This window comes from Nonomuraea sp. SYSU D8015, from assembly GCF_008065375.1.
GTDB lineage: Bacteria > Actinomycetota > Actinomycetes > Streptosporangiales > Streptosporangiaceae > Nonomuraea.
This window is the reverse complement of the sequence record NZ_VJYI01000003.1, coordinates 19848-34506: the sequence shown is the minus strand read 5'-3', so window position 1 is coordinate 34506 and position 14659 is coordinate 19848. Positions and strand designations below refer to the sequence as shown.

Here is a 14659-nt window from a genome sequence, read left to right as displayed (position 1 = left end):
CTAGCGCGCGGCCGTCGGCTCGGCGCCGGCTTCCAGCGCACCGGCCACCCACCGCTCCACGTTGCGCACCACGATGGGCAGCCGCGGATGGATCCGCTCCAGGTCGAGCCGGTCCATGGGCCGGATCAGCCCCAGTTCCCCGATCAGCAGCGGCCCCTCGGGCAGCACGTCGAACACGTACCGGCGGAAGGCGTCGGAGTAGCTCTGCTTGTAGCCGGGCAGCCACGGACGCAGCTCCGCGGGCAGCAGCCGCAGGTGCAGCGCCTTGTACCACTGGTACGGGTACGGGCCCTCGGCCCGGAACCGGGAGGCCGGCGGCAGCCCGAAGGCGTAGCGGACGAACGGCTCGTCGACGAACGGCGAGCGCTGCCGGATCGGCGCCCCGAGCGGATGCGCGTCGTACGCCCAGGGGAAGATCGAGTCACGCAGGCTGGCCGTCGCCCAGTCGCCGCCCGCCTCCTGGAAGGAGGTGAACCGGTCGGCCAGCCAGCGCTGCGTCCAGTCCCCGACGGACTCCCGGTAGACGTCGCTGAGCACCGAGGGGCGTCCGCTGTTGACCACCTCGCGCAGCGCGGTCGCCACGTAGAGCTGGAAGGACAGGTGCGCGGGCAGCCGCCGCGCCGCGATCGCGGCCGCTTCGCCCGCCACCTCCACCAGCGAGTCGCCCCGGCCGAACGCCGCGAGATAGCGGCGCAGGTCGTGCCATCTGCGCCCGCGGACCAGCGAGGCGGACAGGTGGTTCCAGGCGCCGAGCACCTCGTCGCCGCCCTGGCCGCTGAGCAGCACGCCGGCCCCGATCGAGGCGGCGTGGTCGACGGTGGCCTGGTGCAGGCGCGTGTAGTAGTCGTGCCGGGGCCCGAGCGGCGACCAGGCCGGTTCGGGCAGCGCCTGCCACTCGGCGGGCAGCACGTGCAGGTCGCAGGAGATGTCCAGGGCGCGCAGCTGCCGGTGGACGAGGGCGGCGGTGGCCTTGCCGAACTGGTCGCGGAGGTTCCACACGACCGCACTCAGCCGCCGGCCCTCCCGCTGGGCCTGCCGCCAGGCATGGACGAAGACGGCCCACGAGTCCATGCCACCCGACAGCAGGACCACGGCCGACTCGGCGTCGCCCAGGCACCGGGAGACGGCCGCGGCGAACTCCTCGCCGAGGGCCGAGGCGTCGGAGGAGCCGAGAGGGGGCAGGTCGAGGGGCGGGCGGTGCCGTACGACGCCCTCCCAAGGGCACTCGGGCGGGAACTCTGCCTCGAACGGCAGCCCGTCCAGGAGCAGCGCGAGCCGCTCCAGCGAGAACCTTCTGGGGGGCGTGAGCAGGCGCAGCGGATCGCGGTCGAGCGCGCCGTCCTCCGTGCGCGTGTAGAGGGGCTCGGACAGGACGTCCGAAACCCCTCCAAACGAGCGGAGTTCTGATCGCAAGGAGTGATTACCGCTTCTTGTTCAGCATCTTCCTGGACGCCCGGAACGTGGCCCAGAATTCGGACACGGCCCGGACGTTACGGCGGATCGCCGACTCGTTCGGCTGTACGGCGTTGGCGACGAGGAGATTGCCCCCGCACCGGCGAACGCCACCGCAGCTGTCGCGAGGCAGGTCGCTGTGCCCCATTTCGTACCTCCTTTGGGTGCGAATATCCGGCACGATTCTTAGAAATGGCGGTAATAGCGTCAACGATGAACATTTATCGGCATTGAGGGGGCTGATCACGGCGACGGGCGGGTGCGTATGGTGAGAAGGTTGCTCTGTACGCCGTGCACGGGGAGGGACCGCTGTTGCCGGGGTTACTGCATGACGTTCTCGCCCGACGGGCGGCCGCCCATCCGGCGGCGCCGGCGTTCACCGTCGACGGGGTGAGCACACTTGACTATCTGAGCTGGCACGAGGGCGCGCGGCGGGCCGCGGCGGGGCTGGCCGCCCGCGGGGTGCGGCCGGGCGCGCGGGTGGTGCTCGCCTTCGAGGACGACGACTGGCTGTCGTTCGTCACCTGCTTCATGGGCGTGCTGGCGGCGGGCGGGGTGGCCGTGCCGGTACGCGCCCCCGTCCCAGCGGTCCACCTGCTGACCATGGCCACCCGGGTGGAGGCTGCCGGCCTGGTCCTCGGCGGTCGGCAGGGCGGCGAGATCGCCTTCGGTGGCCGGCAGGGCGGCGAGATCCCCTTCGGCGGCTGGCTGGCGCACGCCGGCGACCTGACCGCTTTCACCCGCGCGGCGGCGGTGCCGGAGGTGAAGATCGCCGAGTCGGATCCCGCCGCGGTCGTCCTCACCTCAGGCACCACCGGAGCGGCCAAGGCCGTGCTGAGCACCCACGCCTCGCTCACCGACGACTGGGACGACGGCGACGACGTCCCGCCCCCGCAGGACAACGCCCTGTTCACCTCCGTGGCCGTCGGCACCAACGCGGCGCAGTCGGTGCTGCGGAGCTGTCTGCTCAACGGCGTCCACGTGGTGCTGGGGCAGCCGGAAAGGCTGGCCCACCTGATCGAGGAGCACCGAGTCACCGCGCTCAGCCTGGTGCCGACCACGGCGCGCCTGGCGGTGGCGGCGCTGCGCCGGGAGGGCCGCGCGCCGGCCCGGGTGCGTTCGGTGGTCTCCTCCTCGGCCCCCCTCGACCAGCCCACCGTGGACGGCCTGGCCGAGGTCTTCCCGGAGGCGGAGATCTTCAACGTCTACACGGTGGCGGAAGGCGGCGGCGGGCTGCAGCACCGCTGCCTGCCCGGCCGTCCGCCGGCCCTCGGCGCGCTGGGCCCCGGTGCGCGCCTGGTGGACGACGCGGGCCGGGACGTCGCCCCAGGACAGACAGGGGAGCTCTGGCTGCGCCACACCGGCCCGGCGCTGGGCTACCTGACCCCCGCCGAGCCGGCCGCGACCGGCACGCGGTACCTCGCGGACGGCTGGATCGCGACCGGCGACCTGTGCCGGCTCGGCGACGACGGCCTGATCTACTTCGTGGAGCGGGCCGACGACGTCATCGTCTCCGGCGGGCTCAACATCGCCTCGGCGACGGTCGAGGCCGCCCTGCGCACCCACCCGGCCGTCGCGGACGTGGCGGTGTTCGGCGTCCCGCACGCCGCCCTCGGCCGCGCGGTGGCCGCCGCGGTCGTCCTGATGGCCCCCGCCACACCCTCGGACCTGCGCGAGCACTGCGTGCGGCGGCTGCCGCGGGGCCACGTGCCGGTGGACGTCATGGTGGTGCCGGAACTCCCGCTCACGCCCAACGGCAAGGTCCGCAAACGGCAGCTGGCCGACGACTACGTCCTGAGAGGCGAGCCCGAGCCGGCGCAGACCGCTGAGGAGGAGCAGACCACTGAGGACGAGATGGATCGGGCGGTCCTCGCCGCCTTCCGCGACGCCTTCGCCGGGGAGCCGGTCCGGCGCGACAGCGACTTCTTCCGGCTCGGCGGGCACTCGCTCCTGGCCGTCCGGCTCGCCGCCGACCTGGAACGCCGTACCGGCAGGGGCGTCGAGCCCGCGTTGGTCCTGCGCCATCCCCGGATCTGCGACCTGTCCGCCGCCCTGCGCGGCCGGGCGTCCGAGGGAGAGCCCGCCGCCCGCAGATGACGGAGGCAGCCCGGGAGCGGGGCGGACATCCTCCGCCTGGCGAACCGCGCCACCCCGCCTCGTCTCCCGCCGCCCCTTCGCTCCGGCTCAGCAACGTTGCAAGATCACTACCAGAGCTGTGCAGGGGACGTCAGGTGGCGAAGAGGGTGAGTGTGCCACCAGGTTGATCCGGCTTCGTCTCGGCAGGGATCGCCCTCCCTTGGACAGCAGGATGCTTTCGCCGGGCCAGTCGGGCGTGACGACGTCGAGGGACCATCCGCCGGCGGTGGTCATGTGGAGGCCGCCACCCCAGGAGTCTCATCCCAGCATGTCGACCGGGCTGGGCGACGCTGATGACGAGTGGCAGGCTGAGTTATGGCCAACGACGCATTACGTGGCACAGCCGTCGGCTTGGTCGTGGGTCTGACCCTCGGCTACCCCGTGGGCCTGGTGAGGACTGATGATGGAGGGCTGGAACTCGAAGGCGCCGTGATCTGGGCAGTGGCGTTCGTGTCGATCTGGCCACTCGGCCTCGCGCTCGCGTTGCTCGCCCGCTTCCCCCACCCGCAGTGGGTGCGGGTCGGGCTGTTGTCTCCGTTCCTGCTCGCCGCGTTCGGCAACGCGGCTCTCCTGGTGCTGCCCTGGGGCGCGGAGCTGCCGCTGGCGTTCTCCTACGCCGCGTTCGCCGTGCTCTCCATGGCGAGCTATGCGATCGTGGGCTGGTGGTCGGGGGACGTCAGCCGGAAGACGCGTCTCATCGTGGCGGGCGCGATGGCGCTGCTCGTGCTCCTGACGGTGATCGTGACGAAGCAGCGGGAGAAGGCCGCGGACGCTCAGATCTTCGCCACGTCGGGCTTTCCCCTGGTAATGCCGGCGACCGTCCCCGGACGCACGCTTGTCCGCGCCTCCGTCCTGCCCGAGATCTTCCTCGAACTCGCCTACGCCGAGGAGCCCGATGAGGAGCCCGATGTCTTCGTCCGCGTGCTGCGCGGCGGCGAAAGCCCGCCCATGATCTGCTCGGGGAATGAGCCGCCATGCGAACGACTGGCCGCCGACACCTGGCTGGCCTCGTTCTCGCACGGCAGGAAGACGCTGTCCGCCAAGCGGGGGGACAGCTGGATCGAGGTGGACTCCAGTGCGTTGACCAAGGAGGAGTTGATGGTCTGCGTGCGCGAACTGCGGAAGGTCAGCGCCGACTACCTCGCCCGGTTCCCCCGTCACGGCTAGACCGACACGGCGTCAGCCCAGGAGCTGCAGAACCCGCTCGCCCAGGCGTTCCAGGGTGCCCGCCGGATTGTGCGGCCTCGCCGCCCCATCAGGGCCGAGCTGGAGGAACCAGCACAGCGCGACCAGCCTGCGGAAACCCAGCACCCGCCCGGCCTCTCCCGGGGCGAGGCCAACGTGGTCCAGCAGGTGCTCGCCGTCCAGGCCGCCGTCGATGTGGGAGATGTGTTCGATGATCTCGCCCAGCTCGAAAGCTCGATCGCTGAGGCCGGAGTCTTCCCAGTCGACGAGCCGCACGCGACGCGAGCGGCCATCCCACAGCAGGTTCGCATGGTTGCCGTCCGTGAGACCGAGGACGGGCGGATGAGGGTTCGTCACCAGTTTGTCGGGGTCGCTGGACGCGAGCCAGGCGGCTCCCTCCCGGTATGCCTGCCGCACGCGGGGATCCTCGCCGAGGTCCGGCCGCTTGGCGGAGAGGTTACGGACCTTGTCTACGGCTACGGCGGGTCCCCACGGCGCCGGCGCCACCGTCTCCACCACCCGGGTGGGGATTTGATGGAGCTGGTTCAGAGCAGTGGCCACCGCCCTGACCTGTTCGTCGGTGGCGTGCCGGCCACGCAGGACATGGCCGGGAAGCCTGCTCATCACGATCATGGGCGGGGAAGCGTCGAGCGCGGCTTCCAGGGGGATGGGCGCAAGATCGGGCGCATGCTCGGCGAGAAGCGTCAGCGCCGCCCATTCCCGATGGGGCTCTCCTCGGTCCCATGACGCGTAGTGCTTGATCACGACGTCGTCACCGATCTGGAGGTGGTGGGTGCTGTATCGGTCGGCCACTCGCTTCGCCCCTTCTGTCCCTTGCCCGTGACGCACGCCACTCAATGCCACCGAGCAACCGTGCGTTCTCGACCATCAGCAGCGCATGGATGAGGTTTCGGCAGGCGCAGAGTGCCTCGGGACTCGGGGACCGCCTGCGGCAGGCGTTCCTGATGACGAGCAGGTCATCCGACGGGAACCTCTGGACGTATCACGCATGGGCCCGGGACCGACGTCAAGAGGGAGCTGCGTGATGACCGTGGACGACCGCTTCGGCCAAGGCATCGGAGAGGCGCGGAAGAACCGGCTGCTGGGCACGGCCAGCGAGGTCGTGACCGGTCCAGTCTCGGACTGGGCGACCGACTTCTCCCATGTCGATGGCCGAGCCGGGGCTGCTGCCGGCCGCGATGGAGGAGCTCCTGCGCGTCTACGCCCCATTCGGCCTCGGCATCCACCGTTGCGCGGGCTCGCAGCTGGCCCGTATGGAGCTCCGGGTCGCCCTGGAGGTCTGGCTGGAGCGCATCCCGGCCTTCGCCCTGGCGGACCCGGCGGCGGTGACCTGGTCTGCCGGCCAGGTGCGCGGCCCCCGCACCCTCCCCGTCCGCATCCTCCGACAGCCGAGGCCCTCGTGGTGCCGGGCGCCGTCAGAGGTACCACAGCCCGGCGATGACATCGATCTCATCGAGTGAGCGTTCCACGAAGGTATCGAGCACGCGCATGGCGTCGTTCGCCCTTCGCCAGCGCCAGGTGGTGCGGTCTCCCCGGGATGCGGCCGTCACCGTGGCCAGCACGTCGAGGTGATTCGCGCGGTCCCAGTACAGCTGGCCGCCGAACTCGCCAGGCGGGAGCTTTATCGGGGATCCGGCCGTTCCGCCCGTGGCCAGGTTGAGAAATCGGATGTAGTGGGTCTGTCGGTTGCTGCGATCGATATAGGCGACCGTCGTTCCGTCCATATGCAGCGCGCCGCCCTGAGCGCCCTGCCGGACCCGTACCACCGCCCAGGTCTCAGTCGAATACACCGTGGCGACCTCCTGCTGACGGGTGAGCAGGTATTCGTTGTCCGGGCTGAAGCTCACCGGGATCTGCCCGGCGGGCAGCGTGTGCACCCTGCCGGAGACCGAATCCAGGATCTGGTACGGCTGCGGATAGCCGCGATCCAGGATGATGAAACGCCCGCCAGGGGAAATGTCAATCATGAATCGGCGCGTGGCAGACCAGGTGATTCCGGGCACGACACGCACCTTGCCGGTGGTGACGTCGCGGACGACCAGAGCGTTGTCCTTCAGCCGGAAGTAGGCCGCCGTGCTGCCGTGCGGTGAGAGGGCGAACGGGGCCCGGCTCTTGACCCCCGACCCGGTGAACACCCTGGCCTCTGTCAGGCGGATCACCCTGCCGCTTCTCAGGTACAGCCGCCACGGCGCGCACACGTAGTACTCGCCCCTCCTGTTGCGGCAACTGTCGTCGGCATGGCGGACGAAGTCCTTCTTCGCCGCCGCCGCCTCCACCGGAGGCCCCAGCCCCAGCATCAGGGTCGCCGCAACCGAAACAGCGCTCAATCGTCGCGCGAGCCGCATCGCCGCTCCCTGATAGCCGCTTGGTGAACCCGATTCGAACTGTGCGTCGTTCCCAGAGAGATACGGCACCGCCCCGTTCCTGACAAGACCGCTCATGCCCTGCTCATCGGACCTGCTGCCGGCCGCCCCGGGACGGGCCACCGCGTTGTTCGCCAACACCGCGACGGCCGGCTCGCTCGTGTCCGGCCCCGCGGCCGGCGGCATGTCTCAAGCGCTCGGCCACCCCTCAGCGGGAGGACTCGTGGCCGGCATCGCCGCCGCGCCGGTGAGCGCCGCTTGCGCCGGATCTCCAACCGGCCAGGCCGGCCCCGACGCCGACAGACTCGAACTGGTCCCGCTGCACACTCTCCGCCTGATTCACCTGTCGTCCTCCGCCACGCCGGTGGCTTCTGTCTCCCGCAGCCGATGGAGCCGCGGCATCTTCAGGCGACAGTCATCCCGGCATGACAGCCCATTGCTGCGGACGGCATCCCGCCGGGCCGCGATGCCCACCGACCTGATCGCTAGGCGGACGTTCTCGGGAGGGCTGACATCACCACGCGAAAGAGATCGCTGGCCCGGCGTACTCCTGGTTCGGAACCGTGTCGGGGACGATTCTGTGGGGGCGATCGTTTCAGACGACGGGGTGGTGTGATGTTTTCGCAAGAGATGGGGCCGGAAGCGCTGGCGGAGCAAGGGGAGGCCCACCGCCTGGAAGGGCGGTACGCCGAGGCGATCGAGCATTTCACGCGTGCCATCGAGCTCGCTCCCGATTACGCGTACGCCTGGGGCTCACGCGGTCAGGCGTACAGGGCTTTGGGACGCGAGGGGGAGGCGCTGGCGGACCTGGATCGCGCCATCGAGCTCGACCCCGGACTCGGCTGGGTGAGTGTCGAACGGGCTCTGATCGCCTCCGACGCCGAGCGTTTCGAGGAGGCGCTGGAGATCCTGGGCCGCGCGATCGAGTTCGACTCCGGCAACGAGTATGTGCCTTGGCACCGAGGCTGCATATATGAAGCGCTGGGACGCTACGGCGAGGCGCTGAGCGACCTGGACCAGTTCGTCGCGCGCTGCCCGGACGACGCGGACGGGTACTGGAAGCGCGGTCAGATCCGCCGCCACATGGAGAGTCACCCAGAGGCATTGGCCGATTTCGACCGCGCGGTCGAAATCGATCCCGGTCACTGGAAGGCCTATGCCGAGCGAGGGGCCGTTCACTATTGGATGGACGATTACGAGGACGCGCTCGCGGATCTGGACAAGGCGCTCGAACTCGGCGGTGAAGACACCTTCACCCTGCACTATCGCGGTTTGGCCTACTGGCTGCTGGACCGGGACGAGGAGGCGCTCGCGGATCTTACCCGCGCCATCGAGCTCGGCGGCGACGTAGAAACGACGTACTACGAAAGAGGCAGGCTTCACGTTGTCGCGGAGCGGTACGAGCCGGCGCTGTCCGACTTCGACCGCGCTCTCGAACTGGATCCCGAGTATGTGTCCGCCATGGCGCAGCGCGGCCGCGTCAACAGGTATCTGGGGCGCATGGAGGAGGCGCTGGCCGACCTCACCAGGGCGATCAGGCTCGACCCGGAATACGGCTGGGCGCACCTTGAACGGTCGCGGGCTTATGGCGGGATCGGCAGGCTCCCGGAGGCGATCGCGGATTTGACCCGTGTGATCGAACTCGATCCCGAACATGTCATGGCACATGTCGAACGCTCTCTCGCCTTCCGCGTCATCGAAAGTCATGGGGAGGCGATCGCGGATCTGACCCGCGCCATCGAACTCGACCCCGGCTTCGACCTGTCATACCGGTACCGGGCTGACCTCTACGCTGACCTGGGCCGCCACGACGAGGCCATGGCCGATTACGACCACTACATCGCGCGCGTCCCGTACGACGGTGAGGGATATCGCGGGCGCGGCCGCCTCTACGATCAGCTGGACCGCACTGAGGAGGCGCTGGCGGATCTGACCCGCGCCATCGAGGTCGCCCCTGACAACGCCGACGCCTACGAAGATCGCGGAGGTATCTCGTGGGAGACCCGCGACGAGGAGGCGGTGGAGGACTACACCCAGGCGATCGCGTTGGATCCGGACCGATTTTGGAGTTACGCCGGGCGCGGCGCCCTCTTGGACGCGATGGGACGCCCTGAGGAAGCCCTGGCGGATCTCACCAAGGCCATCGAACTCGACTCCGCGAATGCGTTCGCCTTCACGGTCCGCGGTGACGTCCACCTGACCCTGGGAAGCTACGAGGAAGCGCTCGCGGACCTGAACCGAGCGATCGAACTCGACCCGGAGCAGGGGAATGCGCATTCCCTTCGCGGCAAGGCCCTGTACTACCTGGATCGCTACGAGGAGGCGCTCTCCGATCTGGATAAAGCGATCACCCGCAAACGTGACGACGTCGATCTCATCGTGCTGCGGGGCGCCGTGCTGAAAGCCATGGGCCGCTATGCGGAGGCGCTGACCGACCTCGACCGAGCGGTCGTTCTCGACCCCGCCAGCAGCAGGGCGTACACCGAGCGAGGCGATGTCTACTTCTATCTCGATCGCTACGAGGACGCGCTGGGCGATCTGGACCTGGCGATCGAGCTCGACCCGGACAACGGCTTCGCCCTTCAGAACCGCGGTTTCACCTACTCGATGCTGCGGCGCGACGAGGAGGCGTGCGCGGATCTGACCAAGGCCATCGAACTCGGCTACGACATTGCGGGGGTGTACGTGGCGCGCGGTCAGGGTTATCTGTCGATGGAGATGCACGACGAAGCGATATCTGATTTCGACCACGTCCTCGGGTCGGATCCGGGCCATGTGCGTGCCCTGGTCTCCCGCGGCCTTGCCTACTCCGACCTGCACCGCTACGAGGAGGCGCTGGCGGACTTCGACAGGGCGGTCGAACTGGACCCTGACCGCGACGATGTCGTGGAGCTGCGCGACCAGCTGTCTCTGCTGCTCCTCAGTCCCGCTGAAATGTTCTCGCTGTTCGCGCATCACCTGGTGATGGGTACGTGGTCTCTCGCGGGCGAGGACCCCGAGGAGTTCGTCGAGGCCCTGGACGGCTGGGCGAATCTCTGGAAGATCGCCGGGGACGAGGAACTGCGCGCGAAGGAGCTCCAAGCCCTGGACCAGGCGATCTCAGAGAATCCGGACGACGTCGTGGCCCTGGCGTCCCGGGCTCTGCTTCACCGCGCGGCCGGCCGCTACCAGGCGGTGCTGACGGATCTCGACCAGGTCCTCCGCCTCGAGCCGGAAAGCAACTGGGCTCGCGGCCTCAGGCGTGCGGCCCAGTTCGACGGCGGGCGGCCCGATGACGAGGACTCCGACTTCGACTGGGCATTCCGGCTCTATCACCTGGGGCTGCCGAGCTCCCTCGAGGTGATGTGCGCGATCGCGTTGTCGGAAGGGCCCGAGTATCTGACGGAGGTCATGCGCGCGGACCTCCTCCGGAGAGAACAGCGGATCATCTCGGGACGCGAGGGCGCCGCCGCCGAACTGCTGGAACTGGCCCGCGAATACGCGCTCGTGGGGCCGGAGGAGGAGATGGAAAGGGTGCAGGCGCGGGCTCGCCGGGAGCCGGACTACGACTCGGCGAAGCCCGCTTGCATCGCCGCCGCCAGGGACATCCTGGAGAAGGCCGAGGAAGACGGCGAGGAGTTTCCGCAGTTCCGCAGGCTGAAGCACCTGCTCGCACTGCTGATGGAGTGACGGGCCACCGGCAGGGCTGTCCGGGTCTGTACGGACAACCTGCGGATGCGCCGGTGGCACGTCACCGCCACCCCCGAGCGCCCAGGCGTTCCAGACGGCCGCGATCAGTTCAGACCGGTGAGATCGTACGCGACGTCGGCCATTCTGATCGCGCGGACCTGGGGGTCGTCGATCAAGGCGCGGAGGTCGCCGACGCGGGCGTGCTGGGTGATGTAGGCGTACGCCAGGCCGTCGTCGGCCGACTTGCGCAGCAGCTTCAGACCGAGTCCGAATTTCTCCAGGTTGACTGCGTCATGGTCGCGTAGGCCTCCGACCCAGCGACGGAACCCGGCCAGCCCGTTCCGGGGTAGTTCGCCGGAGGCGAGCTCCGGGGCGTCGCCTTCTGGCGCGTCGGGCAGCGGGGTGTCCAAGCGCCAGCTGATCGGGGTCCCGCCGGTCCGCCCGTCGTAGATCGCCGTCTCCGGTGGAACATTTGCGTGCCGCTGGACGAATGCCGAGAACTCGCTCTCTCCCAACGGCTTGGCAAAATCGACTACCGCCAGGGCGTACATCGACTCGGGCAGCCGGCCCAGGATCCTCTTGGTGTCCGCCTTGCTCGGAGGGGCATCCGTGCCGACCGAGTCGAGCGCCGTGAACAGGGGCGTCTCCTTGATGAAACCCGGAGGCGGCCATTCGACCCGCCCGAACTGGCTCTGACTGACGGTGAAGACGGCGCCGCCGGAGAACTGGTTCGAGGAGGAGTATCCCCCGGCCCGGAGCGGGGTGAGCCGCACGGTGAAGGAGAGTGAGAACGCGGTGGTGTCGCAGCATCTCATGACGTCGGTCCAGTAGCCGGGGTTGGCGACCTGCAGGGCCGTGCCGAGCACGTTCAGCATGCGGTCGTCCCGGTCGCCGCGCCGCTGAATCCACTGGGCTCCCAGGTTGAGCAGCAGCACGGTGACGAGCAATATCACGGTGGCGGTGAGGGCGGTGCGCAGCACACCCCGCCGTACGGCTCGTCTCGTCCTGCCTGGATCGAAATCCGGGATCGGGGGGATGTCTTCCTGTTCGGTCATCGGTGTCCTCCATAGCCTTCGGCGAAGGCCGCGCGGGCACGCCACAGGGCGGTTTTGACCGACGAGACGGAGCGGCTGGTCATCGCGGCCACCTCAGCCAGGGAGAACCCGTCGAAGTAGACGAGCGTGAGCAGCTGTCGCTGCCGCTCCGGCATGCGGTCCAGCACGTCGTGGACCGCGACGGCGTCCTGGGTGAGCTCGGGGATGCCCAGAGCGTCGGGCGAGGGCAGCGGGAGGGAGATCCGGCTGCGCCGTGCGTGGTCGAGGAGGACGTTGCGGGCGATGGCGAGCAGCCACGCGGCTGGGGACTCGCCGCGCCAGCCGAGCATCGCGCGGGTGGCCTTGACGAACGTCTCCTGAGCAAGATCTTCGGCGAGGTGCGGGTCACGGGTCCGGCGCATGAGATATCCGCAGACCAGATGCCAGTGCTCGCGATAGAGCTGCTCGATATGGCTGCCGATGGCGTCCTCCGCGAACGGGATATCGTCTTCACACCATCACAGACGAAGCCATCCGCCCCATGGTCACATCCGAATCCGTGCCGCAGCACAGGTGGCGAGGACGCCGCCGCGAACGCCGCGGGCGTACTGCCATGCCGAGTGGTGGGTCCGCACTGTACGGGCCGAGTGCACCGATCGCCTGCTGCTCTACGGCGAACGTCACCTGCGCTGGGTCCTGTACGAGTACATCTCTCACTACAGCAGGCATCGACCGCATCAGGCTCGTGTGCAGCGAGCAAGCCGCCTGGCTCGACTGATGAAATCCCAGCTCATCCCAGGTGAGCGAGTTCTGACGCCCTACAGGTCGCTACCGTTGCCCCGGGCAGTTCCGGGGGCCGACGCTCTGCCCGGCACCGACGACGGTTACCTGAACCGGGCTTTCCGGAGCCGTGGCGGCTGCGGCCGTGCACACGATCTGCTCGACGGCCAGTGTGGACAGGTCGCCGGCCGGAGTGGACAGGGTCACCACCACGTGGCCGCCCGGATTGGCGGTCACCGAGAACGGGCCGGCTTCGGGCGGGACGTCGGTGGTCAGTCCGCGCGCCTGTTCCTCCGCGGTGGGTCCGGCCGCCAGCAGCGCGAGCGTGTCCGCTGGGAACATCGGACGACCGTGGGACACTCGGCCACCGAGCCGCGTCACCGCGCTGAGCCGGCCGTTCTTCACCAGGTAGAGGGTGGTCGTCGTGGGTGGTGCGACGCCTCCGCTCGGCGGGTCGCCGGCGGGGATGGCGTCGCTGGGTCGCACGCCGCAGCCGGCCACGGCGACGAGCGATACGAGTCCCGCGGCGAGCACGCGGCGGGCGCGCCCGGTCCTCATTCGGGGCCTCCGTCCGGATCGTGCGCCCGGCGTGGCAGGCGAAGCGTGAAGATGGCGCCGCCGTCCCGGGCGTTGGTGACGGTGAGATCGCCTCGGTGCAGGCGCGCGTTCTCCCGCGCGATGGCAAGGCCCAGGCCGCTGCCCTCGGACCTGGCTCTGGCCGCGTTGGCCTTGTAGAACCGGTCGAACACGTGCGGCAGCACCGCTTCGTCAAGCCCCGCTCCATGGTCGCGGACCTCCAGAGCGATCCAGTGCGGGTCGGCGGACAGCCGTACCCACACCGGTGGCTCGCCGTGCCGCAGGGCGTTGCCGACCAGGTTCGCGAGGATGACGTCCACTCGGCGCGGGTCCAACCGTGCCGTCACCGCGGGTGCGAGCTCGGTGTGCACCTGCTCCGACCAGCCCCGGACACGCAGGGTCTCGCGCACCAGCTCGGCCACGTCGACCTCGTTCAGCGCGAGGGCCGCGACGCCGGAGTCGAACCTGCTGATCTCGATGAGGTCGTTCACCAGCCCGGTGAGGTTGAGCGTCTCCTGGCCGACCAGCCTGGCGGCCCTGCCGGCGGGCTCGGGCAGCTGGGCCGCCTCCTCGTCGAGGACGTCGGCGACCGCGGCGAGCGCGGCCAGCGGGGTGCGCAGCTCGTGGGACACGTCGGCCACGAACCGGCGGGCGTCGGCCTCCATCTCGCGCAGCTGCTTGACGTGCCGTTCCAGCTCCGCGGCGGTGTTGTTGAACGTGCGGGCCACGTCGGCCAGCTCATCGGAGCCGCTGACCGCGATCCTGGTCCGCAGCTCGCCCTCGCCCAGCAGGCGTGCCGCCCGGCCGAGCTCGCGCACGGGGCGCAGCACACTGCGGGTGGCCAGGAGCGCGAGGACGACCGCGAACGCCAGGGCCGCCCCGCCGGTGAGCCAGGCGCGTGCGGCGAGCCCGTCGATGCTGCGCTGTTCGGGGAGCAGGCTGCGCACGGTGTAGACCTCGATGCCGGACAACCGGGTCGTCCGGCCCCGCTCGGCGATCAGCAACGGCGCGCCGATGATCAGGAGGGGCCTGCCCCGCCACACCACGCGTTGCCACGCGATCTTGCCGCCGGCCACCACCCGCCGCAGCTTCGGTGGAATCACCCCCGGATCCAGGATCTGCCCCGCGAGGCCGGGCGGCCCGGGCGGGCCGGCCAGCGAGTACACCTCGTGGTAGACGGCGACCGCGCGGCTGTTCCCGTCGGTCACTGCGCGGGCGATCTCGCCGAGCTCGTCCGGGCCCGGCGCCGCATTCCGCAACGGGAAAAGCGCCTCCAGGCGGCCTCTCATCGCCTGCACCGCGGCATCCTGGGCCCGCTGCAGGATGTCGTTGCGGGCCTGGACGTACATCCCGCCGGCCACCGCCGCCGCGGTGACCACACACAGCAGTGCGAACGCGAACAACAACCGGGCACGCAGCCCCAGGCTCGGCCGAGGTGCCACC

General features: G+C 69.8%; 12 protein-coding genes. 4 read left to right on the top strand and 8 right to left on the bottom strand.

Going from position 1 to position 14659, the window contains the following annotated elements:
- Both ID574_RS15620 and ID574_RS15615 read right to left on the bottom strand, forming a co-directional pair.
- A complete protein-coding gene (locus tag ID574_RS15620; protein ID WP_188189627.1) occupies window positions 1–1413 on the bottom strand; it encodes an asparagine synthase-related protein in 1413 nt (470 codons plus the stop codon).
- A 7-nt stretch (window positions 1414–1420) separates the two neighbouring features.
- Entirely contained in the window at window positions 1421–1600 is a 180-nt protein-coding gene (locus ID574_RS15615; RefSeq protein ID WP_188189626.1) for a hypothetical protein, read from the bottom strand.
- Window positions 1601–1743: 143 nt separating this feature from the next.
- On the opposite strand from ID574_RS15615, the gene ID574_RS15610 reads away from it, so the two are divergent.
- Window positions 1744–3549 (top strand): AMP-binding protein, encoded by a 1806-nt coding sequence (locus tag ID574_RS15610; protein ID WP_223166725.1) that lies wholly within the window; start codon window positions 1744–1746, stop codon window positions 3547–3549.
- A gap of 429 nt (window positions 3550–3978) precedes the next feature.
- On the top strand, window positions 3979–4755 hold the full coding sequence (locus ID574_RS15605; protein ID WP_188189624.1) for a hypothetical protein: 777 nt from the start codon (window positions 3979–3981) through the stop codon (window positions 4753–4755).
- Window positions 4756–4767: 12 nt separating this feature from the next.
- Here ID574_RS15605 and ID574_RS15600 read toward each other — a convergent pair whose 3' ends face one another.
- The gene (locus ID574_RS15600; RefSeq protein WP_188189623.1) at window positions 4768–5586 is read right to left on the bottom strand and encodes an aminoglycoside phosphotransferase family protein; all 819 of its coding nucleotides are present in this window, start codon (window positions 5584–5586) and stop codon (window positions 4768–4770) included.
- A 350-nt stretch (window positions 5587–5936) separates the two neighbouring features.
- Between ID574_RS15600 and ID574_RS15595 the strand changes: the two genes are divergently transcribed.
- Complete coding sequence (locus ID574_RS15595) at window positions 5937–6254, top strand: cytochrome P450 (protein ID WP_223166724.1); 318 nt, start codon at window positions 5937–5939, stop codon at window positions 6252–6254.
- On the opposite strand, the gene ID574_RS15590 is transcribed toward ID574_RS15595, so the two are convergent.
- Window positions 6210–7235, bottom strand: coding sequence for a TolB-like translocation protein (locus tag ID574_RS15590; RefSeq protein WP_188189622.1), 1026 nt, complete (start codon window positions 7233–7235; stop codon window positions 6210–6212). The two genes, ID574_RS15595 and ID574_RS15590, sit on opposite strands and share 45 nt — an antisense overlap.
- A 537-nt stretch (window positions 7236–7772) precedes the next feature.
- On the opposite strand from ID574_RS15590, the gene ID574_RS15585 reads away from it, so the two are divergent.
- A complete protein-coding gene (locus tag ID574_RS15585) occupies window positions 7773–10826 on the top strand; it encodes a tetratricopeptide repeat protein (RefSeq protein WP_188189621.1) in 3054 nt (1017 codons plus the stop codon).
- A gap of 104 nt (window positions 10827–10930) precedes the next feature.
- Here ID574_RS15585 and ID574_RS15580 read toward each other — a convergent pair whose 3' ends face one another.
- The 4 genes from ID574_RS15580 to ID574_RS15565 all read right to left on the bottom strand — a co-directional run bounded on the left by ID574_RS15580 (window position 10931) and on the right by ID574_RS15565 (window position 14658).
- Window positions 10931–11881 (bottom strand): hypothetical protein, encoded by a 951-nt coding sequence (locus ID574_RS15580; RefSeq protein WP_188189620.1) that lies wholly within the window; start codon window positions 11879–11881, stop codon window positions 10931–10933.
- A complete protein-coding gene (locus ID574_RS15575; protein ID WP_223166843.1) occupies window positions 11878–12330 on the bottom strand; it encodes an RNA polymerase sigma factor in 453 nt (150 codons plus the stop codon). The genes ID574_RS15580 and ID574_RS15575 overlap by 4 nt, the downstream gene beginning before the upstream one ends.
- Window positions 12331–12688: 358 nt before the next feature.
- A complete protein-coding gene (locus tag ID574_RS15570; RefSeq protein ID WP_188189619.1) occupies window positions 12689–13198 on the bottom strand; it encodes a GerMN domain-containing protein in 510 nt (169 codons plus the stop codon).
- Window positions 13195–14658: a sensor histidine kinase gene (locus ID574_RS15565; RefSeq protein ID WP_188189618.1), complete on the bottom strand. Its 1464-nt coding sequence runs from the start codon at window positions 14656–14658 to the stop codon at window positions 13195–13197. Before ID574_RS15565 ends, ID574_RS15570 begins: the two co-directional genes overlap by 4 nt.
- Between the last annotated feature and the right edge of the window lies 1 nt (window position 14659).